A 24773-nucleotide genomic window follows, 5' to 3' on the forward strand; every position below is an offset into this window, starting at 1 on the left:
GTATGTCACAAAACACAACTATAATTTCAGAGACTCAAAATCCAGTTGCCTATGCAACCATTTCTTTTGGTAACGGCAATGGGATTTTTGCAGATGAAGACGGCAAGTTTTATTTTTCAAAAAAATTATATAAAGACATAGACACCTTATATCTATCTGCAGTAGGTTATAAAGATTTAAAACTCCCAACACAACAATTACCTAGCACGCTAGTAATGGAATCTAAGGTAAGTGAACTGCAAGAGGTTATTATAAAAAACAAACCTAAAGGTCCTTTTAAAATTGAAAAAATAAAGCCAACAACACATAACGATTATTATAAATGTTGGCTACCAACTATAGAAAGTGAAATTGGAGTACTATTTCCTAATAAAACACAACAAACAAAACGATTAACTAAAATAAAAATACCAATAAAAGTTGAAGCCAAAACATGGCGAAAACGTAATAAATCTAATAGCAAAAAAAGACCCTTTTCAACTAAATTTAAAGTCAATTTCTACGAAAACAATAATGGTTTACCTGGAGATATATTAACCTACGATAATATTGTTTTTATCGCTACAGAAAAAAACGAAGAACTTTTTGAACTTGACGTAACACCTTTTGATATATACGTACCAAAATCTGGTATTTTTGTATCATTACAAGTATTGGGATATACTGATGCTAAAGGAAAACTACTACCTAACAAAAAATACCAAGAAGTCAAAACAAAACGCGGTATAGTAAAAGTATCTACCACATTTAGACCGCTTTTACCTTTTACAGATAAAATTCAAGAAAAAAGAACCTACGTAAAACGTGTGTTTTTAAACGGCGGAAAATGGGTACTTTACGACAAAGAAAACATTAACAAATCTAAGCTACTTATGGAAGGTTTAAATAATTATGGCATAGGTTTAGAAATGGAAGTCTACCAAAAAAAATAGAAATTTTATACTTTAAAATTACATTTTAACTAAAAATGAATGACTTCGGTTTAAAAAACAAAAAAAGTCGTTGCGAGTTAACATATTTATATTATTTTTAATTCTATGACAGCCTTAGAAATTGAAAAAGAAAATGCAGCTATTGCAAAAGCCTACAAAAACCTACTTAAAGTAAGTTATACCTCATTAACAGAAGATGATAAAAAACTTATTAGAAAAGCTTTTGAAGTTGCTGTAGATGCTCACAAAGAACAACGAAGAAAAAGCGGTGAAGCTTATATTTTTCATCCTATTGCTGTGGCACGAATTGTAGCTTCAGAAATAGGACTTGATGCTACATCAATTGCTGCTGCTCTACTCCATGATGTTGTAGAAGACAATGAAGATTACTCTATAAAAGATATTGAACAATTATTTGGTGAAACTGTTGCCAGAATTGTAGATGGTTTAACAAAAATATCGTCTATGAGTAAAGACACTGCAATGGATGTGTCTTTACAAGCCGAAAATTTTAGAAAAATGTTACTTACATTAAATGATGATGTAAGAGTAATTATTATTAAAATTGCCGATCGCTTACACAATATGCAAACTATGGACTCTATGCGTCCAGATAAGCAAGTTAAAATTGCAAGCGAAACACTATATATTTATGCTCCATTAGCACACAGAATTGGACTTTACAACATAAAAACCGAACTAGAAGATTTAAGCTTAAAATATACAGAACCAGAAGTTTATAACGACATTTTATTTAAACTAAAGGAAAGTAAAGAAGAACAAGACGCCTATATAAACGACTTTAATAACGTTATAAAAACATCTTTAGATAGGGAAAATTTAAATTACGAAATAAAAGGAAGACCAAAATCTATATTTTCTATAAAAAGAAAAATGGATAAGCAAGGAGTTTCTTTCGATGAGGTTTACGATAAATTTGCTGTAAGAATTATATATAAATCTGATACTGCAAACGAAAAATTCTTAGCCTGGAAAATATACTCTGTAGTAACAGATCATTTTAGGCCAAACCCAATAAGACTAAGAGATTGGATTTCGTCACCAAAATCTACAGGTTACGAAGCCTTACATATTACCGTAATGGGACCTAAAGGACGTTGGGTAGAAGTACAAATTAGAAGTGAGCGTATGAACGAGATAGCCGAAAAAGGTTATGCAGCTCACTATAAATACAAAAATGAAAACGATAAAGACGATAATTTAGACTTGTGGATAAACCGCTTACAAGAAGCCTTAGAAAATCACGAAACTAATGCTGTCGATTTTGTAGAGCAGTTTAAACTTAACTTATACTCAAAGGAAATTTTTGTTTTTACGCCCAAAGGAGATTTAAAATCTTTACCTAAAGGCGCAACACCATTAGATTTTGCTTTTAACATACATACCGAAGTTGGTATGAAAACACGAGGTGCAAAAGTTAATGGTAAACTAGTACCATTAAGTCACGAGTTAAAAAGTGGAGATCAAGTAGATATTTTAACCTCCGAAAATATAAAGCCAAATCCAAATTGGTTAGATTACGCAACAACATCGCGTGCACGCTCTAAAATAAAATCACTTTTAAAAGAAGAGAAAAAAGAAATTGCAGAAGACGGCAAAGAGATTTTACGTCGTAAATTAAAACAATTAAAAATTACGCTTAATGAAAAATCGGTTAACGAAATGGTTAATCACTTTAAGCTTAAAACCAGTTTAGATTTATTTTATCGTGTAGGTATTGGTTCTATTAGTAACCCAATGCTAAAAGAATACGCAGCCTCTAGAAGTAATGCACTTGTTAGTTTTATAAAAAATAAAATTAACCGAAAAAACAACGTTTCAAAAGAAGATTTAGAAAAAGACGAAATTACCAACAAATACGATATGTTGGTATTTGGTAAAGAAGAAGAACGCCTAGATTATAAATTAGCCACTTGCTGTAACCCAATTCCTGGTGACGCTGTATTTGGATTTCTTACAATTAACGATGGTATTAAAGTACACAAAAACAATTGCCCAAATGCACTAAGCTTACAATCTAATTATGCTTACCGTATTATGCAGGCAAAATGGATAGATTCTTCTCAACAAGAATACCACGCAAACATTAGACTTTCTGGTATAGACAATCTTGGTTTAGTAAACGATATTACTAAAGTAATCTCTAGTAATATGCATGTAAACATGACAAGCATTAGTTTTAAAAGTGACGATGGTATTTTCTCAGGTAAAATTAATTTAAGTGTAAAAAACAAAACCCTATTAAAAAAGGTTATGGATAACCTGAAGAAGATTAATGGTATTGAGAAAGTAACACGCATGTAACGCTTCACTTGTTAATAACTGATTGATAACACGCTATTGAATATTACAAATTTATAGAATAACCTCAAAAAATTACGTAAATTTGTCGCGTAATTATGAGCGCAAATACAGAAAATAAAAATCAAGAGATTGTAAAAAATGTTTTTACAACTTTTTTAGAAAGTAATGGTCACCGTAAAACTCCGGAACGTTACGCTATACTTCAAGAAATTTACAATAGTAAAGAGCATTTTGATATTGAGTCTTTATATTTAAATATGAAGAATAAAAAATATCGTGTGAGTCGAGCAACGCTTTACAATACTATAGAACTACTTTTAGATTCGGGATTGGTACGTAAACACCAGTTTGGTCAAAACCAAGCTCATTACGAAAAATCTTATTTCGATAAACAACATGATCATGTTATATTAACAGATACTGGTGAAGTTATCGAATTTTGCGATCCTAGAATACAGTCTATAAAAAAAACAATAGAGGAAGTTTTTGATATAAAAATCAACAACCATTCCCTATATTTTTATGGCACAAAAAACACAACAAAAGACAACTAAAAACAATTATTTATAATGGCAGTAGATTTACTACTAGGTTTACAATGGGGAGACGAAGGCAAAGGAAAAATTGTCGATGTATTAACCGCTAACTACAATATTATTGCACGCTTTCAAGGTGGGCCAAATGCAGGACATACATTAAAATTCGATGGTATAAAACATGTATTACGTACAATTCCTTCTGGTATTTTTCACAAAGATGCTATGAATGTGATTGGTAATGGTGTTGTTGTTGATCCTGTTGTTTTTATAAAAGAATTAGAAGGTTTAGATCAATTTAATATTGACTATAAAGCTAAGTTAATTGTGTCTCGAAAAGCACACTTAATTTTACCAACACACCGTTTACTAGATGCTGCAAGTGAAGCCTCAAAAGGTAAAGCTAAAATTGGTTCTACTCTTAAAGGTATAGGACCAACTTATATGGATAAAACAGGTAGAAATGGTATTCGCGTTGGAGATTTAGAAATGCCAGATTGGAAAGAAAAATACCGTGCTTTAGCAAACAAACACGAAGCCATGATAGCGTTCTATGATGTAGATATTCAATACGATTTAGAAGAAATGGAAGTTGAATTTTTCGAATCTGTAGAAAGATTAAAAGAATTACAATTTATAGACAGTGAAGCCTATTTACACCAAGCGTTAAAAGATGAAAAAACTATCTTAGCCGAAGGTGCTCAAGGTTCTCTTTTAGATATTGATTTTGGTACATATCCATTTGTAACATCATCTAACACAACAGCTGCTGGTGCTTGTACAGGTTTAGGTATTGCACCAAATAGAATAAAAGAAGTATTTGGTATTTTTAAAGCTTACACAACACGTGTTGGTTCTGGACCATTTCCTACAGAGTTATTTGATGCAGATGGCGAAGAAATGGCTAGAGTTGGTCAAGAATTTGGTGCTGTAACAGGTAGAGCAAGACGTTGTGGTTGGTTAGATTTAGTAGCCTTAAAATACACTTGTCGCGTTAATGGTGTAACACAATTAATGATGATGAAAAGTGATGTATTATCTGGGTTTAAAACTTTAAAAGTAGCAACAGCATACAAGTATAAAGGCGAAACAATTGAGCATTTACCATTTAATATAGAACCAGAAAACGTAGAACCTGTATATACAGAGTTTAAAGGTTGGAGCGAAGATTTAACTAAAATGAGCGACGCTTCTCAATTACCAAAAGAACTTAACGATTATATCGCTTTCTTAGAAAAAGAATTAGAAATACCTATTAAAATTGTATCTGTTGGACCAGATAGAAAACAAACTATTTTTAGATAATTTTCTTAAATACTACAGTATTAAAACCTGCCAAGAAATAATTTTCGGCAGGTTTTTTGGTATTATACTACTATTAAATTTATGCCAATACATAATGTCAACTCATTATTATCGTTATTTTTGTTCAAACTCTAAAAACAAGATGTTTAAAAACCTATTTATACTTTTATTTTTCAGTTTTATAGCAACTCAAAGTTTTGCTCAAAAACAAAAAAATATAGAAATTAAAGACTCTGGAGCCTTTGGTTCTATAGACGAAGAAAAATTTCCTGGAGCAAGAATATTAACGCGTAGTGATGCAGGTCAAGTACACGTCTACCATGATGGTATAGATATGTGGTGTGATCAAGCCGTAGTTTACGGAAAAGAAAATTTTGTTGAAGCTTACGGTAATGTTTTAATGAAACAAGGCGACACCATACAAATGGTAGCAAAATATGCAGAGTATAGTGGTAAAACCCAATTAGCAGTTGCTAAGGGAGAAGTTGTTTTAACCGAGCCAAGCTCTACTCTAACTACCGAAAAATTATTTTTTGACCGTACTAAACAACAAGCTTTTTATAACGATTTTGGAAAAGTAGTTCGCGACTCTTCAGGGACAATTACCAGTACTGTTGGTCGTTACTATATGCAAAAAAAGAAATACCGCTTTTTAAACACAGTAGAACTTGTAAATCCAGAATATACATTAACAACAAATCAATTAGATTTTTATTCAGAAAGTGGCCATGCATACATGTATGGACCATCAACAATAGTAGGAGAAACAAGTACCATTTATTGTGAGCGCGGTTTTTACGACACAAATGAAGATACAGGCTATTTTATTAAAAACTCTAAAATAGATTACGATAACCGCCAAGTTGTTGGAGACAGCATGTATTTTGATAGAAAAATAGATTTCGCTTCAGCAACAAATAATATTACAATTACAGATACAATTAATAACAGTATTATTCGAGGTCACTATGCAGAAGTTTACAAAGCAAAAGATTCTGCTTTTGTAACCAAACGCGCACTAGCTGTAAGCCTACAAGAAAATGACTCCATCTACTTACACGCAGATACTTTAATGGTTACAGGTAAAGAGAACCATAGAATAACACGTGCTTTTAGAAATGCAAAACTTTATAAATCTGATGTTAGTGGTAAAGCAGATTCTATTCACGTAAATCATCAAACAGGTTTAACACAATTAATTAATTTATCTCAATCATCTTCTCAAGAGGCATTTGCAACAAAAAGAAGACCAATACTATGGAATTTAAAAAACCAAATGACTGGAGATACAATTCACTTAAAATCTAATCCAGATACAGAAAAAATTGATTCTTTAATTGTATTTGAAAATGCTTTCATGATTAGTAAAGACACTCTAAGCGACGACGGTTACAGCCAAATAAAAGGAAAACGACTTATTGGTTTGTTTGATACAGAAAACCAATTAAAAAATGTAAATATTTATAAAAATGCAGAATCCATTTTTTATATGAGAGATGAAAATGACGAACTTGTAGGCATAGATAAAGCAAGATCTGCAAATATAGAAATGGTGTTTAGCAATGGAGATATAGATATGTATAAACGTATTTTAAATCCTGAAGCCAAAACATTTCCTGAAGAAGAATTTCCTAAAAACTCAAAAAAATTAGTTGGATTTGATTGGCGTGAAGATGAAAGACCGTTAAATGTTGAAGATTTATTTAAAGACGATCCTCCTTTAGAACTTGTAAAAATTAATGGTTTAGAACCTTTTGTACCAGAAGAAGAATTTTTTGATAAAGCACTTTTAGACCGTGTTGAAAAAGCAGATGAAGAAGCAAAACCAAAAATTAGAGTTAGCGGTATAACAAGTGAAACTAATGAGCCAGAACCTAAAGCTTCAAGACAAATACCAAAAAAGATTTTAAAACAACCTAAATTGGTACCTGCTATAAAAGCTAGCAGTAAAGACGAAGAGTAGAAATAATGCAAAACGATTTCTTTAAATATCAAGCACAAACCTCACCTTATCCTTTAGCAATGGAAGTTTCACACGCTAAAGGCTCTTATATATACGATACCCAAAACAACAAATATTTAGACTTTGTTGCAGGTGTTTCTGCTTGTACTTTAGGTCATAATCACCCAAAAGTAATTTCAGCAATAAAACAGCAGCTAGACAAGTACTTACACGTTATGGTTTATGGTGAATATGTACAAAAACCAGCTGTAGAACTCACTAAATTATTAGCAAAACATCTGCCAGAAAATTTAGAAAAAACATACCTAGTTAACTCTGGAACAGAAGCTATTGAAGGTGCTATAAAACTCGCAAGACGTGCAACAGGAAGGAGTCAAATTATTGCAGCTCACAACGCATACCACGGTAATACTATGGGCTCTTTAAGTTTAATGGATTTTGAAGAACGCAAAGCTCCATTTCGTCCGTTATTACCAGAAGTGAGCCATATAACTTTTAATCACGAACCACATTTAAAGCACATTACAAATAAAACCGCTTGCGTAATTCTTGAAACTATACAAGGTGGCGCAGGTTTTATAGAGCCAAAAAACAACTACTTACAAAAAGTACAAAAAAGATGTCATGACGTTGGTGCGCTTTTAATTTTAGACGAAATACAGCCTGGAGTTGGTAGAACTGGAAAACTTTTTGGTTTTCAAAATTATAATTGCAATCCAGATATTTTAGTAACAGGAAAAGGCCTTGGTGGCGGTATGCCAATTGGTGCGTTTACAGCATCAAGCCAGTTAATGGATTGCTTGCAAGATAACCCTAAGCTAGGTCATATAACTACTTTTGGTGGCCATCCAGTTATTGCTGCCGCTGCCCTAGCAACCTTGCAAGAAGTAATTAGTAGTGACTTAATGTCACAAGCTTTAGAAAAAGAACAACTTATAAGACAACATTTAAAACACGAATTAATTACCGAAATTCGAGGAAAAGGATTAATGTTAGCTGCTATAACTCCTTCTGCAGAAATCACTAACCAGTTGATTTTAAATACCCAAGACGCTGGACTAATCTCTTTTTGGTTGCTTTTCGAGCCAAAAGCAATTAGAATTACACCACCACTAACTATATCTAATCAAGAAATTATTGATGGCTGTGGCATCATTATTGAATTACTTAATAAAATACAAAGCGAAAACAATTAATTTAATTATCTGTTAATCAAATTATAAAGTGCTGTATTAGTTTAAAATTTTAGGTTGTTGATTACTTTGTTAAAAACATTTAGTGATTACGCCTTAAAAATGGACAATTGAGTACTACTTTTATTATTGTTGAACGCTAGAAAATGTGCCTATGGAATTTAGCCAAGAAGAAGAACATAACAAAATTTCACTTTCGAAGTTTGAATCTATGTTAAAAACAAATAATATTTTGTTTTTCGATTCTAATGAATTTGAAAATATTATTCACCATTATTTAAATAATGGCAAAGTAGCATTGGCTAAAAAAGCTATAAAATTAGGACTTGACCAACACCCAACATCTACAAATTTAAAACTCTTTAAAATTGAAGTATTTGTTTTTGAAAATGAACTAGAAAAAGCAAATGATTTATTAGACCAATTACATCTTATAGAACCTTCAAACGAAGAAATCTACATTCAAAAAGCAAATATTTTATCAAAAGAAGATAAACATAACGAGGCTATAAGTGTGTTACAAAAAGCATTAGATTTAGCTGATGACACTTCAGATTTGTACTCTATTATAGGAATGGAATATTTATTTTTAGATCGTTTCGATTTAGCTAGAGATAATTTTATGCGTTGCTTAGAACAAAATCCTGAAGATTATGCTTCGCTTTATAATATAATTTACTGTTTTGACTTTTTAAATGAAACTGAAGAAGCCATAAGTTTTTTAACAAAATACCTTGATAAAAACCCATATTGTGAAGTTGCTTGGCACCAATTAGGCAGACAATACTTTGAGCAAAAAGATTATGAAAAAGCTTTAAGTGCTTTCGATTTTGCAATAATAAGTGACGATACTTTTGTAGGTGCATATATTGAAAAAGGAAAAGTTTTAGAAAAACTAAAACAATACAACGAAGCTATAGAAAATTATACTATTACATTAAGTCTAGAAGACCCAACATCTTTCGCTTTATTACGTATTGGACATTGCCACGAAAAATTAGGCAATAATGAGTTAGCACAAAATTATTTTTATCAAACTGTACATGAAGACCCTTTATTAGATAAAGGTTGGATTGCAATTACTAAATTTTACAGTAAACAAGGTAATTACCAAAAAGCATTGTATTATATTAATAAAGCCATTAATATAGATAGCGAAAATGTTTTATATTGGAAATTATACGCTAAAATTAATCACCGTTTAAATTTTCTAGAAGAAGCCGAAAAAGGACACAAACGTGCTATAGAACTTGGTAACTACGAATTAGAAACTTGGTTAATGCGTGCCGATTTGTTGAAAGAACTAGGAGAATTAGAAGCTGCAACCTTAAATTTAATACAAGCTGCAGAGTTTTATCCTGAAAATGCTGAAATAGAGTTTAGATTAGCTGGTTTATACTATCAATTATTTGAACAAGAAAAAGCAAGCTATCATTTAAAAAACGCCATGCGTTTTGATGCTGAGCATATTATAATATTAGAAGAGTTATTTCCTTTGGTTTATCAATCTCTACTTGTTAAAAAGATGATAAAAAGGTAATCCATATTATCTTTTTTCATCTCTTAAAACTAAAACAATCTATTTAAAATTACATACCTTTGATATAGATAATATAAGTGGTTTTATATATTTTTAGTGCAATTATAATTTTAAAAACATCTAAACAATTTAAGGGTTAACTAAACCTTAATTTATAGTCGACTAAAAATAATCCCATTTAAATATAGTTTTAATGCAAAGAAAACTCACCGATTATTTACTTGTTTCGCTTAAAGGAATTGCCATGGGAGCTGCAGATGCTGTACCAGGAGTTTCTGGTGGCACCATAGCATTTATTTCTGGAATTTACGAAGAACTTATTACAACAATAAGTAACATAAATCTATCACTATTTAAAACTTTAAAAAACGAAGGTATTAAAGCCTTTTGGCAAAAAGCAAATGGTAATTTTTTACTAGCATTACTACTAGGAATAATTGTAAGTTTTGTCTCTTTCATGCGAATTGCCAAATACTTGTTAGAGCAACATCCAATTTTAATTTGGTCTTTCTTTTTTGGCTTAATACTAGTAAGTATTTATTTTGTTGGGAAGCAAATAACTAAATGGAGACCTTTAACAATATTAGCAGTAATAATTGGAGCCGTTTTAGCTTATTATATAACTAGCTTGCCTTCTATGGCTGCAAATAACAATCCCTGGTTTTTGTTTTTTGCAGGTGCAATAGCTATTTGTGCTATGATTTTGCCAGGAATTTCTGGTTCATTTATTCTAGTTATTTTAGGAGCTTACAAAACACTTAGTAATGCCTTTCATGATTTCGATTTAAAAAAAATAGCCATTTTCGCTACAGGAGCTATTGTTGGTCTATTAAGTTTTAGCCGTATATTAAAATGGCTATTTAAAAACTATCATAATGCAACTTTAGCTTTATTAACTGGTTTTATATTAGGTTCTTTAAATAAAGTTTGGCCTTGGAAACAAACCTTAACTGTAATGGATGATGCATCAGGAGAAATTATACCTTTTTCTGCAGTTTCAGATTTAGGAACATTGGCTGTATATCAAAAAAGTTTAAATAATTTCGAATCTTTTAAAACAGTTACAGAAAGTAGTATACTACCATTCCAATTTTCAGAGATAAATCAAAATATTTCGCCGCAAACCTTGCCAGCAATTATCTTAATGGCTGCTGGATTTTTAACCATATTCATTTTAGAATATGTTGGCTCAAAAGCAAAATAATGGAAAGTACTCGCACCTTTAAAGATAAATTATTTCTAATCTTAAAAGGATTAGGCATGGGTGCTGCAAACAAAGTTCCTGGTATATCTGGAGGCGTTGTAGCCTTTGTTGCTGGTTTTTACGAAGAATTCATTTACTCTCTTCAACGTATTAATGCTACTGCTTTTAAACTAATTTTAAATGGTCATTTTAAAGCATTTTATAAATATATAAATGGTAGGTTTTTAGGCTTACTATTTTTTGGAATGATAGTAAGCTATTTTAGTGTATCCAAAATCTTAGACTATTTAATAAAACATAACGAGTTGTATGTTTGGAGTGTTTTTTTTGGTATGATTTTAGGTTCTATATATTATTTAAGTAAAGATTTTAAAGACTGGAAAATAACAACCTATGCAGCTCTAGGTATTGGTGCAGCAATAGGTATAAGTATTAGTTTTCTTGATCCTGCAACACAAAACGATAACCTTTGGTTTGTATTTATTTGTGGCATAATTAGTGTCTCTGGCATGACCTTACCAGGCTTCTCTGGGTCTTTTATTTTAATTCTTCTAGGTAATTACGTATTGCTTTTAGTAGACTCGGTTAATGCACTTTATGATACTTTTTTCGAAATATTAGGTGGTAATTTTAGTTTTGTAGATAATGTAGAGCGTATTAAAATGCTTAAAGTTTTAGCCGTTTTTACACTAGGATCTTTAGTAGGTTTAATTACATTTTCTCATGTATTAAACTATATTTTAAAAAATTATAAAAGTGTTACAACAGCATCTATAATTGGTTTTATAGTTGGTTCGTTAGGCGTTGTTTGGCCATGGAAAAAAACAATTTATAAAAATGATAATACTGGAGAATATTTAGTAGATTCTACAGGGAAACTTATAGTAGAAAACTACAAAAGGTATTGGCCAGAATTTGATTTTGAAACTAGTTTAGCCATTATATATATAGCAATAGGAATAGCAATTGTACTTAGTTTAGAATGGTACGGTAGAAAAACAAAAAAAATTAATGCGTAAATTTGGATTAATAGGAAAAGATATAGAATATTCTTTTTCAAGAAACTATTTTAAAATAAAGTTTAAAACTGAAGATATTAGCGATGCCTCCTATGAAAATTTTGATTTAGTATCTATAGATTTATTTAAAAAAGAATTAAAAAAAAATAAGGCTATTGAAGGTTTTAACGTAACAATCCCTTACAAAGAAAGCATAATACCATATTTAGATAAACTAAACAAAAAAGCCAAAGCAATTGGTGCTGTAAACACAATAAAAATTACAAAAAAAGGCAAATATGTTGGCTATAATACAGATTTTTATGGTTTTAAAAACACCTTAAAACCACACCTAAAAACATACCATAAAAAAGCTTTAATTTTAGGTACTGGCGGCGCAAGTAAAGCCGTAGCTTATGCCTTAAAAAAATTAGATATTGAGTTTCTTTTTGTATCAAGAACACCTAAAAACAAAAATGAAATAACATATTCAGATTTAAATAAAACCATTATAGAAAATCACAAAATTATAATTAATTGCACGCCTTTAGGCACACATCCTAATATTGAAAGCTATCCAGATATACCGTACCAATACTTAACAAATAAGCACTTACTTTTCGATTTAATATACAATCCGTCTGAAACAAAGTTTTTAAATTTAGGAAAACAAAAAGAAGCTAAAATTATAAACGGTTATGATATGCTAGCACTACAAGCCGAAAAATCATGGCAAATATGGAACAAGTAAAGTAAATAATATTAGCTTTATAACGCTTCAACCTTTGAAGATGATGCAATTTTACTATCTTTAAAGTCTAAAATTTTTATTAGAACTATAACATTTAAAGAAATGTCTGAGCAAGATAACCTGCTAAACGCAGATGGAATTGAGGATAATAACCCTACCAAAAACACTTCAGAAGAAGAAACAACACCTTCTTTAACTGAAGATTCAACAACTCAAAACACTAATAGCGACTCAAGCGACGATGACCTCATTAATGAAATTGATGAATCAAACGCCGAAGATGCAGAAGATGAAGGTAATAGTGATAGACACACTATCGAAGACAAAGATTACCACGCAATGTCTCTTGACGAATTGGTGATTGAGCTTGAAAAATTAGTGAAAAACCATAAAATTCAAGCTATAAAAAAGCATGTGGATGATATTAAAAATGAATTCACAGAAAAATTTAATGCACTTTTAGACGAAAAAAAGGAAGACTTTTTAAGCAAAGGTGGCAACGAAATAGATTTTCACTACACAAATCCATTGCAACGAAGCTTTAAAGATATATATAAAGAATACCGTACTAAATTAACAGCGCATTATAAAAATTTAGAAAAAGGACTTAAAGATAATTTAGCAAATAGACTATCTATTATAGATCAAATTAAAGCACTTACAGATAGTGATGGCACTATGAATAGTAAGTACAAAGAATTTAAAGATCTGCAAGAACAGTGGAAAAACGCAGGTGCAATACCTAGAGACAAGTATAATAATGCGTGGAATAGCTACCATTTTAATGTAGAGCGTTTTTACGATTTATTACATTTAGATCGCGATTTAAGAGACAAAGATTTTGAGCATAATCTTGAGAAAAAAACCAAGATAATAGAACGTGCAGAAGAGTTAGTTAATGAAGAAAACACCAATCGTGCTTTTAGAGAACTACAAGCACTACACAAACTTTGGAAAGAAGATTTAGGTCCTGTAGCAAAAGAACACCGCGAAGTAATTTGGGAGCGTTTTAAACAAGCAACAAAAGCTATTAATGCTAAAAGGCAAGATTACTTTAAACATCTCGATGAATTATACGAGAAAAACCTTGAATTAAAACAAGGTATTATTGCTCTTATAAAAGAAAAAACCCAGAATACACAAGACAACCACAAAAGCTGGCAAAATAAAATTAAAGAAATCGAAGCCTTACGTGAAGAATTCTTTAAAGCCGGAAAGGTACCAATCAAGGTAAACGAAGCTACTTGGGCGAAATTTAAAGAAGCTGTTAGAGATTTTAACCATAAGAAAAATGCCTTTTATAAAAATTTAAAAAAGGACCAATACGTTAATCTTGAGAAAAAACGAGAATTAGTAAAAATTGCAGAAGACAATAAAGACAGTGACGATTTTGAAAAAACCACTGCACTAATGAAAAAAATTCAAAGCGACTGGAAACGCATTGGTCATGTACCAAGAAAAGATAGCGACAAAATCTGGAAACAATTTAGAGCTGCGTGCAATCACTATTTCGACCGCTTGCATGCCAAACGTAATGAAGCTAGTGCAGAGGAAGAAAAAGCCTATGCAGATAAAGAAAGTATGCTAAAACTTGTAAAAGAGACAAAACTTACTGGAGAACAAAAAGCAGATTTAGCAACCATAAAACAACATATTGCAAACTGGAAAAACATAGGTCGTGTGCCAAGTAATAAACGTAAAATTGAAAGTGATTTTAATAAAGCACTTGATACGTTGTTTGGCACGTTAGATATGAATAAAAGTGAAGTAGAAATGATGAAGTACGAAAACAAACTTCAAGATTTATCTTCTGCTAGAGATCAAAGAGCTTTACAAAACGAGTACAATTTTATTAGAAAAAAAATTGATGAAACAAAAGGTGAAATAAACCAATTGCAAAACAACTTATTGTTTTTTAAAGACGCTGATAGAAAAAACCCATTAGTAAAATCTGTATATGATAATATAGATAAGCATACCGAAGCTTTAAAAACTTGGAAAGCTAAACTTAAAAAAATTAAAGTAATGGAAAATGCTAAAGCTAAAGCAGAAGAAGCCACTACAGAAGAAACTAATACAGCAGATAATAATGATGCAGAATAAATAATATTTTACTATAATAACTATTAAAATACTCGTTTTATAACGGGTATTTTTTTTTAATTGTATAAATGTAAAACGTTTAAAAAAACCAAATCCTGTTCGATTTAAATCAAACAGGATTTTGGCTCCTAACTAAACTAACCAATTATTTCTATTTCGCTTACTAGAAATAATTTATTATATAAAATGACATTATAAAAGTTTACGCTATTAACCAATTTTCCAATGAAGAAAGAATGTCATTTAATATATATACGCAGCAATTTTAAATTTGGATTTCGATATTGAAAAAAAAGTTATATTTTTTTTGCTTCTTCCCAAAAAACATCCATTTCTGCTAAAGTCATATCCTTTAAATCTTTATTCAATTCCTTTGCTTTTGCCTCTATATACTTAAAACGCTTTGAAAATTTTTTATTGGTTCGCTCTAAAGCATTCTCTGGATTTATATTTTTAAATCGTGCATAATTTACTAGAGAAAATAAAACATCTCCAAACTCATCTTCCATTTTATTGGCATCGTTATGCTCAACTTCTGCTTTAAATTCTTTAAGCTCTTCTTCAACTTTTTCCCAAACTTGTTCTGGTGCATCCCAATCAAAACCAACACCTGCAACTTTATCTTGTATTCTACTGGCTTTTACTAAAGCTGGTAAACTTTTGGGCACACCTTCTAAAACACTTGTCTTTCCTTCTTTAAGTTTTAGTTTCTCCCAATTACGCTTTACTTCTTCTTCATCTTTTACTTTTACATCACCATATATATGTGGATGCCTGTGTATAAGTTTTTCGCAAATAGAATTACAAACATCTGCAATATCAAAAGCGTTTGTTTCGCTTCCTATTTTAGCATAAAAAACCAAATGCAGCATGAGGTCTCCAACTTCTTTTTTTATTTCTTCTAGGTCGTTATCTAAAATAGCGTCACCAAGCTCGTAAGTTTCTTCTATGGTAAGATGCCTTAAACTTTCCATAGTTTGCTTTTTATCCCAAGGACATTGCTCTCGCAACTCGTCTATAATAGTTAATAATCTATCGAATGCTTTTAATTGATTGGCTCTAGAATTCATGTAAAAAAGTTTTTGTAAAGGTATTTAAAAACAAAAAAATCCAGCTTAAAAGCTGGATTTTAATTTATGTTTAGATTAAGCGTTTTATTCTTCTTCATCTGTAGATTTAGTATCTTCTAAATCTAATAAGTCGTTTTTTTGTAACGTATTATACCACTGTATTACTTTTTTAATATCGCTTGCATATACTCTATCTTCATCGTAATCTGGTAATACATCGAAGAAATATTCTTCTAATTTATCTTTAGATTCTTTATGGCTTACACTTGTTTGCGCACCGTTTTCTTTAGTTTTTATTTTATTAAAAACCTCGCGTAATGGTACTTCTTCTGTTAAAGTATAAATAGCTATTTCACTTAAAACACTTACGTTTTGCTGGATACCTACAGAGATTTTACGATTATCTACTAAAGATTTTGCAATAAATCCTCCTCTAGTTTGTGTTACTAACTCGTATAAACCTGGTTTTCCTGAAATTGCTAAAATTTTATCTAATGCCATATTATTGTTTCTTTTTGTTTGCTATCACTTAATTTTTAAACTAAGGAGCGCAAATATCTTGTACACGATTGTGTTTTGCAAGTTTTTAACGTTTCTTTTTTAGGTTAGGAAACTTCATTCTATACTCTACATTAATTTTACCTTTAGAGATATTAAGTAGTTTTCCTTTTATTAAACGTTTTTTTAATGATGATAATTTATCTGTAAATAAAATACCTTCAATGTGGTCGTACTCATGCTGGAAAACTCTAGCTGCTAAACCACTTAATTCCATGGTATGCTTTTTAAAGTCTTCATCAAAATATTCTACTTTAATATTAGGTTTTCTAAACACATCTTCACGAACATCTGGTATGCTTAAACAGCCTTCGTTAAATGCCCATTCATCTCCAGATTCTTCTAAAATTGTTGGGTTTATAAATGTGTGTTTAAAATCTTTTAAAAATGCGCGCTCATCGTCTTCTAATACATCATCGTCTGCAAATGGAGATGCATCTACTAAAAACATACGAATTGGCAAACCTATTTGTGGTGCTGCTAAACCTACACCATAAGCGCCATGCATAGTTTCTTGCATGTTTGTTATAAGTTCTTTAAGATTTGGATAATCTTTATCGATTTCCTTAGCTTTAACTTTTAAAACTGGATCGCCATAAGCGACTATTGGTAATACCATATTATTATTTATTGTAAAGGTAACTTTGTAATATTATTGTTGCACTAATTTCGTCTACTAATGCTTTATTTTGTCTTTGTTTTTTCTTTAAACCACTATCAATCATTGTTTGTACTGCCATTTTAGATGTAAAACGCTCGTCTACTCTTTTAATTGGTATGTGTGGAAAAAAGGTGCGTAATCTACTTATAAAAGGTGCTATTAAGGCTTCGCTTTCGCTAGCCTGATTATTCATTTGTTTTGGTTCGCCAACCAAAAACAACTCTACGCTTTCCTTTGTTGTGTAGTCTTTTAAAAAATCTAATAATGTTGTGGTAGCAACCGTGGTTAGGCCAGAGGCGATAATTTGCATATCGTCTGTTACTGCTAATCCAGTTCTTACTTTACCATAGTCTATTGCTAGAATTTGAGCCATTATTATTTTTTATGCAAATTTAATGTTTATATACTACATACATAAAATATTATGCCAAATTATAAATAGAGGTTATATTTGCGTGAAGGATGGAGGCATTTGTTGAAGCTCCTCGCAGAGAGCGACTGCCGAGAGCCTGACCTTTAGGGCACGCCCAAAACACTAAAAAATTATTATTGATGAAAGATTTACAACAAACGATTGAAAATGCTTGGGAAAACCGAGATTTATTAACTGAAGAAAACACACAAAACGCCATTAGAGAAGTCGTTAAGTTACTTGATGAAGGTACTTTAAGAGTGGCTGAACCTGTTGAGAATGGTTGGCAAGTTAATGAATGGGTTAAAAAAGCTGTGGTTTTGTATTTCCCTATCCAGAAAATGGAAACTATTGAGGTTGGTGTTTTTGAATTTCACGACAAAATCCCATTAAAAACGGGTTATAAAGAAAAAGGCATTCGTGTGGTACCTCATGCTGTGGCTAGACATGGTGCATATATTTCGGCTGGTACAATTTTAATGCCTAGTTATGTTAATATTGGTGCTTATGTTGATGAAGGTACTATGGTAGATACTTGGGCTACTGTTGGTAGTTGTGCACAAATTGGAAAAAATGTTCACCTTTCTGGTGGTGTTGGTATTGGTGGTGTTTTAGAGCCTTTACAGGCTGCTCCTGTTATTATTGAAGATAATGCTTTTATTGGTTCTAGATGTATTGTTGTTGAAGGTGTACACGTTGAGACTGAAGCGGTTTTAGGTGCTAATGTTGTATTAACGGCTTCTACTAAAATTATAGATGTTACTGGTGATGAACCTGTAGAGATGAAAGGTCGTGTTCCTGCTCGTTCTGTTGTTATTCCTGGTAGTTACACAAAATCTTTTCCTGCTGGCGATTACAATGTGCCTTGTGCTTTAATTATTGGAAAGCGTAAAGAAAGTACTAATAAAAAAACGTCGCTTAATGATGCTTTACGTGAGCATAATGTTGCAGTATAAACGAATAAGATAAAGTTATATAATATGCTAAATCCCAAAATTGTTTTCAATCTTGGGATTTAAATTTTTGAAGTATGAAAATATTAGTAATTCAGCAAAAAATGATTGGCGATGTGCTTACTACAAGTATTTTGTTTGAGGTTTTACGTGCTAAATATCCAGATGCTGAGTTACATTATTTAATTAATTCTCATACCTTACCAGTAGTTGAAAACAACCCGTTTATTGATGAATTTGTTTTTTTTACTAAAGACATTGAAAACTCTAAAACCGAATTTTATAAGTTTTTAAAACGTATTAAAGCTGAAAAATACGACACTGTTATTGATGTTTATGGAAAACTAAGTAGCAATCTTATTTCTTACTTTACCAAAGCTGAAACTAAAATTTCTATTAAAAAATCTTATTCTTCTTTTTTATACAACCATACTTTTAAAGATTCTAAAACTCCAAAAACAAACGCTGGTTTAGCTATTGAAAACAGGTTACAGTTATTACAGCCTATTTTAGGGAATATACCGCAACCTATAAAACCTAAAATTTATTTAACGAATACTGAAATTGAAAAAACAAAGGCTTTTTTAATTTCAAATAGTATAGATTTAAATAAACCTTTGATTATGATTGGTGTTTTGGGTAGTGATTTATCTAAAACCTATCCTTTTGAATATATGGCTAGCGTGTTAGACTATATAATTGAAACATATCCTGATGTACAACTACTTTTTAATTATATACCAAAACAATTAGAAGATGCTAATGCTATTTACAACCTGTGTAAAGTAGAGACTAAAAAAAGAATTAGATTAGATGTTTTTGGAAAAAGTTTACGCGATTTTATTTGTATCACACACTTTTGTGATGCTTTAATTGGTAACGAAGGTGGCGCTGTTAATATGGCAAAAGCTTTAAATACGCCAACATTTACCATTTTTTCTCCTTGGATTGATAAAGCCGCATGGAGTTTGTTTGAAAACGGAACCACAAACATTTCTGTACATTTAAAGGATTTTAAACCAGAATTATATAAGAATACTACTTATAAAGCGATTAAAAAAGACTATTCTAATTTTTATAATTATTTTAAACCAGAGTTTTTACTTGATAACTTAACCGTATTTTTAAAAAATCTATGATTTTTGTAAAATACCGTAGTTAGTCCATTTTAAATTTTCTTTTTTTACAACAGCACGTATTGCTTGATTTTTATCTATAGCTTCTTGGTTTACATAACCTCTAGAATGGTCTAAATGTAAACATATTGCATTGTACCTTATCTGTTTAGATTTTATACCCATATTAAATAAGCGTTCTCCCATTTCTCTATCTTCTCCACCATATTGCATACGCTCATCAAAACCATTAACTGCTAAAATATCTTTTTTCCAACCCGAAGCATTATGCCCATTCCAACTAGCATTTGTTGGCGTTATGGTATTTAAAACCTTTGCTTTTAAAGGTGATGCATTTAATTTATTATTTTTAAAAGATGATGGTAAACCATTTGCCAACAACCATTTTAAGTTAAAACAGTCTTGAGATAGAATATCCTGTTTTGTTATTTTTTGAGAAATATCCATTGGTAATTTAAAATAACCACCAGATAAAAAGTAACCTTTTTCTCGTTTGGCGTAATGCGTTTCAACAAAATCTTTTCTTGCCATACAATCGCCATCACTCATTAATATATAATTAGCGTTACAGGCTACAATTGCTTTGTTTAAAATTTTTGTTTTTTGAAAACCATTGTCTTCATGCCAAACGTGTTGTATAGGAAATGAAACTTCGTTTTTAATTCGCTCTAACAAATTAAAAGTTGGTTGCTTAGAGCCATCATCTGCAATAACTATTTCAAAATTTTTAAAGCTTTGTGCTTCGTAACTCCACAGTACTTTTTCTAGCCAAGCTTCGGCATTGTAAGTACTTATAATTATTGAGATTTCTGGTTTAACCATTGATTTTAGATAAAGTCTTTATATATAGCAAAAATAGTTATTTTTACACAAAACTTTAGTGTGAGGAAAATAACAGCAATTATACCTACTAAAAATGAAATTGATAATATTGAAGCAGCTATTGCTTCGGTTTCATTTGCTGATGAGATTTTGGTTATTGATAGTTTTAGTACCGATGGTACTTTTGAGAAAGCAACTACTCTAGCCTCACGCGCTATACAGCGTAAGTTTGATTTTTATGGTGCTCAAAAAAATTATGCCATTGCTCAAGCTCAACATGATTGGATTTTACTTTTGGATGCCGATGAACGCGTTACACCAGAATTAAAAACTGAAATAACCTCACTTTTAAATAAAAATGAAATTTCTCACGATGCCTTTAGTATTAAACGTATAAACCATTTTATGGGACAACGTGTACATTACAGTGGCTGGCGAAATGATAGTGTTATTAGGTTATTTAAAAAAGAAGCTTGTAAGTACGATAATAGGCATGTACATGAAGCTTTACAGGTAAACGGAAGTATTGGAAAATTAGATCATAAATTTTTACATTATTCTTACCGTAGTTTTGACCAATACATGCAAAAAATGAATAAGTATGCCACATTACAAGCTAAAGATTACGATACTAAAACAGGCCAATTAACTGCTTATCATTTTGTAATTAAACCTGTTTGGGGCTTTTTAAAACATTATTTAGTACAAAGTGGTTTTCGTGATGGTGTTGTAGGCTTAACCATTGGCTATGTACAAGGTTATGTTGTTTTTATGCGTTATGTAAAATTATGGTTGCTACGTAAAGGTAGAAACTAATCGTATTTTTTCCAGAATTTTATTTTTTGTTTTAAGCGTCTACGGCGGTGAAAAGATTCTTGAAACGCCTGTGTTTCCTGCCACATTAAATTAAACACTTTACTATAATCTTCATTAATAAGCTTAGCGTATTCATCACTCATAACTTCAATCATAGATTTATGAATTGTAAGTTTTGCAAAGTTTTTTATACGTTTTTCAAAAATCATGGTTTCAAAATTCATTCGGTTTAAGTCTACCAAATAAAATTTATAATCGCCATTATTATAGTCTATTAATGTATTTCCTGGTGAGTGATCTAAAAAATTTACGCCATTTTCATGTAGGCCAAATGTAAACCTTGTAAAGGCTCTAAGTATAGCCTCATAGTTAGGTATATTAAAATCTGTAGTTAATTCCCTGTAGGTAATATCGCAATCTAGCTGCTCACTTATATAATAACTTTTACCAAATAATAAACCAGTATTTATTTCGTAAAATGCTACTGGTTCTGGAGTGCCAATGCCTAATTCTTGTAATTTATTTGCATATTCAAAAGAGCGTTGTGCTTTACTTTTTCTAAAAAATTTATAAACGACTTTATTTATTGCATTTGGCTTTTTAAAAGATTTAGCATTTAAAACTTTGCCATCTAACTTAAATAAGCGCAAACTGTTTCTATCTTGATTGCCAAATGCTTCACCTTGAGTTTCATAATTTAATATAAAATGGTCAAGTGCTTTTGTATTGGCTTGATATAGTGGATTTATTACTTTACGCATTATTTAAATATTTATCTAATCCATTAGTTGCCCAATCTATTTTATTGCTAATGGTTTTTAACTCTATTGTATTGTTTGCTTCTACTCTATCTTTCGATTTTTCTTTATGCCAGATGTGAAACACAATGCCACGGTAACGCAAACGTCTTGCTTTTACTCCTTTATTATGCATACGCAGCATAAGCTCACTATCTTCACGTCCCCAACCAGTTATATCTTCATTATAGCCATTTACTGCAATAAAATCTGATTTAAAGTAAGAGGTATTGCACCCACGAAATTTTTTTGAAAAGAAATCTTGCTCTTTGTAAAAGCCGCTTAAAAATTTAGAATGAATGGCTCGTGTGCGTTTTTTTATTCCTTTTGAAAACGGTCCAAAATTGGTTTGTTTTTTTTGAAATAAAATTTCTAAATATGGTTGCTGTATATTTACTCGAGAGCCAAATAAATATTGATTGGCATTTGCAAAAGCCATGTGATCTTTTACAAAATTACGATGCATAATACAATCGCCATCTACTTGTATTATATATTCGCCACTTGCTTGCGCTATGGCTTTATTAAGAATTTGAGATTTTCTAAACCCTTTATCTTCCTGCCAAATGTGTTTTACTGGTATGGTAAATGTTTTAGCATACAGGTCTATTAATGCTTTAGTTTCTTGTGTAGAACCATCATCTGCAATTAAAATTTCGTCTGGTAATTGCGTTTGGTTTTTAGCACTTTGTAAAACTAACTCTAAAGCTGCTGGCCAATTATATGTAGCGATAAGGAGTGTTGACTTCAAAATAAATTACTTAAAAAGGTATTTAAAAAACTGTCCTAAGTTTTTTTTAAAAATAAAAAACTTAGACTTATACAATCCTTTTTCTTTTTCTTTTTTAAAATTTTCAAAAAGCTCTGTAAAGTTTGATCCTTTAACAAAATCCAAGTGTTTCCATTTTTCTGGTTCTAAAAAGAAAAAATCTTGCATGTCTTTATAATTAGACTCATTTACGGCATCCCATTTTTTCATAAAACCGTCAACATCTACCTCTTCATTATGTCCCCAATTAGTGAGCTTTGTGATTAAATCTTCACGATCTCTAGAAATACTTTCGTGTAAAATTAAAGCATTAAAATAAATTACTTTACCATGCGTTTTTCTTCCAATTTTATAATCTGGATAATTAGTTGCAACTACAGTTTTGGTTGCTTCATTTACATACAAATAACCGTTTTCTGTTTTTTTATATAAACTTACATGAAATGGTTGTATTTGTATTTTATGTTTTTCAGGGTTTGTTAAATAAGCATCTTTACTTTTTAAAAACTTTACAAAACGTTCAAAGTTTATAAAATACTCATCGGCATCCAGTTGAATTATCCAATTACCAATTCCCATTTTTTCGGCCATCATTTTACGCTCACGCACTTCGCATTGCATGGTTGTTAGTTCTGGCTTACAAAAATTATCTTCGTAAATAACTATTTTATTCTCTGTGTCAAAGGTTTTTATCCAATTAAAAAAAGAATCATCAATAGTAATTGGTGATCCATTCCAGGTTTTTCGGTCTATATCAACCGCTAAAAAAATAGTATCGGCTAATTTATAAACTAAAGGAATAGCATTTTTAAGCAATTCGTAATCGTAAGAGACTAAAAAGCCTACTTGAATTTTTTTCATAAAAAGTAATTCTGTTTTAAAACAAAAAACAAAGATACAATTCTTTAACATACCTTGTAGCTTTACAAAAAACTGTACCTTTGAGTTTGAAAAATAACTAGCGACAACTTGCGTTTATGAAAATTACCTTAATAAGTTTTGATTATTGGAATTACGACCAACATATTGTAAAAGCATTACAAAAAAAAGGGATTGAAGCTACACATATAGATATTAGTAAGTTTAAATATAAATACCGTTCGGTATTTGAAAAACTTAAAAATTTTGTTTTAAAGACATTTTTTAACAAGAATATAAAAAAAATTAAACGCTTAGAATATATTACTAATACACTTGAAAGTTTAGGCAAACAAGATGCTATTTTAGTTATAAGGCCAGATTTAATACCATTAGCAGTTCACACAAAAATAAAGACTTTTACAAACCAGTATATCGCTTATATTTACGATAGTTGTGTACGCTTTCCTGTGGACCATTTATTAAATGGTGTTTTTGATTCTATTTATTCTTTTGATTTAAAAGATGTTGAAAAATATGGTTTTAAACACATTACTAATTTTATTTATTTAGAGAAGCAACCTATAAAAACGGAGTACAAATATGATGCTTTTATAGTATTGTCTCCAGACGAAAGACTTACTCAACTTAATAGTATTGCACAACAATTTGATGCTTTAAATATTAGTTACAAATTTGTAACTGTAAGCTCTAGAAAACCGGCTGGTTTATATAAAAGTATTGAGCATACTAGCACAGAGATTAAAGCTGATGAACTTAAAGAGCATCTTGATAACTCTAGAATAATTTTAGACTTAGTTCGTGATGGACATAATGGCTTAAGTTTTAGGATTTTTGAAGCTTTAGCTTATCAGAAAAAAATAATAACTACAAATGCTTCTGTAAAGAATTATGCTTTTTATAACCCTAATAATATTATGGTTATAGATAGTAAAAACCCTAAAATTGATGCTTCCTTTTTTAATACACCGTACCAGGTTTTACCAGAGGATGTATACCACGAATTTACTGTAGATAATTTTACAGATACTGTTTTTAAACTTAAATAAG

At 30.6% G+C, this 24773-nt stretch carries 23 protein-coding genes; 15 read left to right on the forward strand and 8 right to left on the reverse strand.

Going from position 1 to position 24773, the window contains the following annotated elements:
- Positions 1-2: 2 nt before the first annotated feature.
- The 11 genes from BM549_RS06930 to BM549_RS06980 all read left to right on the forward strand — a co-directional run bounded on the left by BM549_RS06930 (position 3) and on the right by BM549_RS06980 (position 14850).
- Positions 3-932: a hypothetical protein gene (locus BM549_RS06930; RefSeq protein WP_290469602.1), complete on the forward strand. Its 930-nt coding sequence runs from the start codon at positions 3-5 to the stop codon at positions 930-932.
- Positions 933-1037: 105 nt separating this feature from the next.
- Positions 1038-3257 carry a RelA/SpoT family protein gene (locus BM549_RS06935; RefSeq protein WP_290469603.1) on the forward strand — a complete coding sequence of 740 codons (2220 nt, stop codon included), beginning with the start codon at positions 1038-1040 and terminating at the stop codon, positions 3255-3257.
- Positions 3258-3352: 95 nt separating this feature from the next.
- Positions 3353-3811, forward strand: coding sequence for a Fur family transcriptional regulator (locus BM549_RS06940; RefSeq protein ID WP_013868839.1), 459 nt, complete (start codon positions 3353-3355; stop codon positions 3809-3811).
- A 15-nt stretch (positions 3812-3826) separates the two neighbouring features.
- On the forward strand, positions 3827-5098 hold the full coding sequence (locus BM549_RS06945; RefSeq protein WP_290469604.1) for an adenylosuccinate synthase: 1272 nt from the start codon (positions 3827-3829) through the stop codon (positions 5096-5098).
- A gap of 142 nt (positions 5099-5240) precedes the next feature.
- Positions 5241-7061, forward strand: a complete 1821-nt coding sequence (locus tag BM549_RS06950; protein ID WP_290469605.1) for an OstA-like protein — start codon at positions 5241-5243, stop codon at positions 7059-7061.
- Positions 7062-7066: 5 nt separating this feature from the next.
- Entirely contained in the window at positions 7067-8257 is a 1191-nt protein-coding gene (locus BM549_RS06955; protein ID WP_290469606.1) for an aspartate aminotransferase family protein, read from the forward strand.
- Positions 8258-8408: 151 nt separating this feature from the next.
- Complete coding sequence (locus tag BM549_RS06960; protein ID WP_290469607.1) at positions 8409-9794, forward strand: tetratricopeptide repeat protein; 1386 nt, start codon at positions 8409-8411, stop codon at positions 9792-9794.
- A 193-nt stretch (positions 9795-9987) separates the two neighbouring features.
- Positions 9988-10998, forward strand: coding sequence for a DUF368 domain-containing protein (locus BM549_RS06965; protein WP_290469608.1), 1011 nt, complete (start codon positions 9988-9990; stop codon positions 10996-10998).
- The gene (locus BM549_RS06970; RefSeq protein ID WP_290469609.1) at positions 10998-12017 is read left to right on the forward strand and encodes a DUF368 domain-containing protein; all 1020 of its coding nucleotides are present in this window, start codon (positions 10998-11000) and stop codon (positions 12015-12017) included. The genes BM549_RS06965 and BM549_RS06970 overlap by 1 nt, the downstream gene beginning before the upstream one ends.
- Positions 12010-12747, forward strand: coding sequence for a shikimate dehydrogenase (locus BM549_RS06975; protein ID WP_290469610.1), 738 nt, complete (start codon positions 12010-12012; stop codon positions 12745-12747). The genes BM549_RS06970 and BM549_RS06975 overlap by 8 nt, the downstream gene beginning before the upstream one ends.
- A 102-nt stretch (positions 12748-12849) precedes the next feature.
- A complete protein-coding gene (locus BM549_RS06980; RefSeq protein WP_290469611.1) occupies positions 12850-14850 on the forward strand; it encodes a DUF349 domain-containing protein in 2001 nt (666 codons plus the stop codon).
- A gap of 296 nt (positions 14851-15146) precedes the next feature.
- Here BM549_RS06980 and mazG read toward each other — a convergent pair whose 3' ends face one another.
- The 4 genes from mazG to ruvX form a co-directional block, all read right to left on the reverse strand.
- A complete protein-coding gene (gene mazG, locus BM549_RS06985) occupies positions 15147-15920 on the reverse strand; it encodes a nucleoside triphosphate pyrophosphohydrolase (protein WP_290469612.1) in 774 nt (257 codons plus the stop codon).
- An 84-nt stretch (positions 15921-16004) separates the two neighbouring features.
- A complete protein-coding gene (locus tag BM549_RS06990) occupies positions 16005-16421 on the reverse strand; it encodes a DUF5606 domain-containing protein (protein ID WP_013868849.1) in 417 nt (138 codons plus the stop codon).
- Positions 16422-16506: 85 nt separating this feature from the next.
- Complete coding sequence (gene def, locus BM549_RS06995; RefSeq protein WP_290469613.1) at positions 16507-17097, reverse strand: peptide deformylase; 591 nt, start codon at positions 17095-17097, stop codon at positions 16507-16509.
- A 4-nt stretch (positions 17098-17101) separates the two neighbouring features.
- Complete coding sequence (ruvX, locus tag BM549_RS07000; RefSeq protein ID WP_013868851.1) at positions 17102-17512, reverse strand: Holliday junction resolvase RuvX; 411 nt, start codon at positions 17510-17512, stop codon at positions 17102-17104.
- A gap of 179 nt (positions 17513-17691) precedes the next feature.
- Here ruvX and BM549_RS07005 point away from each other — a divergent pair, with 179 nt between their 5' ends.
- Both BM549_RS07005 and BM549_RS07010 read left to right on the forward strand, forming a co-directional pair.
- Complete coding sequence (locus BM549_RS07005) at positions 17692-18507, forward strand: 2,3,4,5-tetrahydropyridine-2,6-dicarboxylate N-succinyltransferase (protein ID WP_290469614.1); 816 nt, start codon at positions 17692-17694, stop codon at positions 18505-18507.
- Positions 18508-18581: 74 nt separating this feature from the next.
- Positions 18582-19643 carry a glycosyltransferase family 9 protein gene (locus BM549_RS07010; protein ID WP_290469615.1) on the forward strand — a complete coding sequence of 354 codons (1062 nt, stop codon included), beginning with the start codon at positions 18582-18584 and terminating at the stop codon, positions 19641-19643.
- Here the strand turns inward: BM549_RS07010 and BM549_RS07015 are convergent.
- Positions 19638-20462 carry a glycosyltransferase family 2 protein gene (locus tag BM549_RS07015; RefSeq protein ID WP_013868854.1) on the reverse strand — a complete coding sequence of 275 codons (825 nt, stop codon included), beginning with the start codon at positions 20460-20462 and terminating at the stop codon, positions 19638-19640. The two genes, BM549_RS07010 and BM549_RS07015, sit on opposite strands and share 6 nt — an antisense overlap.
- A 60-nt stretch (positions 20463-20522) precedes the next feature.
- On the opposite strand from BM549_RS07015, the gene BM549_RS07020 reads away from it, so the two are divergent.
- On the forward strand, positions 20523-21278 hold the full coding sequence (locus BM549_RS07020) for a glycosyltransferase family 2 protein (RefSeq protein WP_290469616.1): 756 nt from the start codon (positions 20523-20525) through the stop codon (positions 21276-21278).
- On the opposite strand, the gene BM549_RS07025 is transcribed toward BM549_RS07020, so the two are convergent.
- The 3 genes from BM549_RS07025 to BM549_RS07035 are packed head-to-tail and all read right to left on the reverse strand — an operon-like array spanning position 21275 to position 23705.
- A complete protein-coding gene (locus BM549_RS07025) occupies positions 21275-22039 on the reverse strand; it encodes a lipopolysaccharide kinase InaA family protein (protein WP_290469617.1) in 765 nt (254 codons plus the stop codon). The genes BM549_RS07020 and BM549_RS07025 overlap by 4 nt on opposite strands.
- A complete protein-coding gene (locus BM549_RS07030; RefSeq protein ID WP_290469618.1) occupies positions 22032-22826 on the reverse strand; it encodes a glycosyltransferase family 2 protein in 795 nt (264 codons plus the stop codon). Before BM549_RS07030 ends, BM549_RS07025 begins: the two co-directional genes overlap by 8 nt.
- Positions 22827-22832: 6 nt before the next feature.
- A complete protein-coding gene (locus BM549_RS07035; protein WP_290469619.1) occupies positions 22833-23705 on the reverse strand; it encodes a hypothetical protein in 873 nt (290 codons plus the stop codon).
- Between the two features lie 116 nt (positions 23706-23821).
- Here BM549_RS07035 and BM549_RS07040 point away from each other — a divergent pair, with 116 nt between their 5' ends.
- A complete protein-coding gene (locus tag BM549_RS07040; RefSeq protein ID WP_290469620.1) occupies positions 23822-24772 on the forward strand; it encodes a hypothetical protein in 951 nt (316 codons plus the stop codon).
- Position 24773 lies beyond the last annotated feature (1 nt).

It is taken from the genome of Lacinutrix sp. MedPE-SW (assembly GCF_001874145.1).
Lineage (GTDB): Bacteria > Bacteroidota > Bacteroidia > Flavobacteriales > Flavobacteriaceae > Lacinutrix.

Coding starts and splice junctions, on each gene's coding strand:
- BM549_RS06930 (WP_290469602.1), top strand. CDS start 3: ATGTCACAAAACACAACTATAATTTCAGAGACTCAAAATCCAGTTGCC.
- BM549_RS06935 (WP_290469603.1), top strand. CDS start 1,038: ATGACAGCCTTAGAAATTGAAAAAGAAAATGCAGCTATTGCAAAAGCC.
- BM549_RS06940 (WP_013868839.1), top strand. CDS start 3,353: ATGAGCGCAAATACAGAAAATAAAAATCAAGAGATTGTAAAAAATGTT.
- BM549_RS06945 (WP_290469604.1), top strand. CDS start 3,827: ATGGCAGTAGATTTACTACTAGGTTTACAATGGGGAGACGAAGGCAAA.
- BM549_RS06950 (WP_290469605.1), top strand. CDS start 5,241: ATGTTTAAAAACCTATTTATACTTTTATTTTTCAGTTTTATAGCAACT.
- BM549_RS06955 (WP_290469606.1), top strand. CDS start 7,067: ATGCAAAACGATTTCTTTAAATATCAAGCACAAACCTCACCTTATCCT.
- BM549_RS06960 (WP_290469607.1), top strand. CDS start 8,409: ATGGAATTTAGCCAAGAAGAAGAACATAACAAAATTTCACTTTCGAAG.
- BM549_RS06965 (WP_290469608.1), top strand. CDS start 9,988: ATGCAAAGAAAACTCACCGATTATTTACTTGTTTCGCTTAAAGGAATT.
- BM549_RS06970 (WP_290469609.1), top strand. CDS start 10,998: ATGGAAAGTACTCGCACCTTTAAAGATAAATTATTTCTAATCTTAAAA.
- BM549_RS06975 (WP_290469610.1), top strand. CDS start 12,010: ATGCGTAAATTTGGATTAATAGGAAAAGATATAGAATATTCTTTTTCA.
- BM549_RS06980 (WP_290469611.1), top strand. CDS start 12,850: ATGTCTGAGCAAGATAACCTGCTAAACGCAGATGGAATTGAGGATAAT.
- mazG (WP_290469612.1), bottom strand. CDS start 15,920: ATGAATTCTAGAGCCAATCAATTAAAAGCATTCGATAGATTATTAACT.
- BM549_RS06990 (WP_013868849.1), bottom strand. CDS start 16,421: ATGGCATTAGATAAAATTTTAGCAATTTCAGGAAAACCAGGTTTATAC.
- def (WP_290469613.1), bottom strand. CDS start 17,097: ATGGTATTACCAATAGTCGCTTATGGCGATCCAGTTTTAAAAGTTAAA.
- ruvX (WP_013868851.1), bottom strand. CDS start 17,512: ATGGCTCAAATTCTAGCAATAGACTATGGTAAAGTAAGAACTGGATTA.
- BM549_RS07005 (WP_290469614.1), top strand. CDS start 17,692: ATGAAAGATTTACAACAAACGATTGAAAATGCTTGGGAAAACCGAGAT.
- BM549_RS07010 (WP_290469615.1), top strand. CDS start 18,582: ATGAAAATATTAGTAATTCAGCAAAAAATGATTGGCGATGTGCTTACT.
- BM549_RS07015 (WP_013868854.1), bottom strand. CDS start 20,462: ATGGTTAAACCAGAAATCTCAATAATTATAAGTACTTACAATGCCGAA.
- BM549_RS07025 (WP_290469617.1), bottom strand. CDS start 22,039: ATGCGTAAAGTAATAAATCCACTATATCAAGCCAATACAAAAGCACTT.
- BM549_RS07035 (WP_290469619.1), bottom strand. CDS start 23,705: ATGAAAAAAATTCAAGTAGGCTTTTTAGTCTCTTACGATTACGAATTG.
- BM549_RS07040 (WP_290469620.1), top strand. CDS start 23,822: ATGAAAATTACCTTAATAAGTTTTGATTATTGGAATTACGACCAACAT.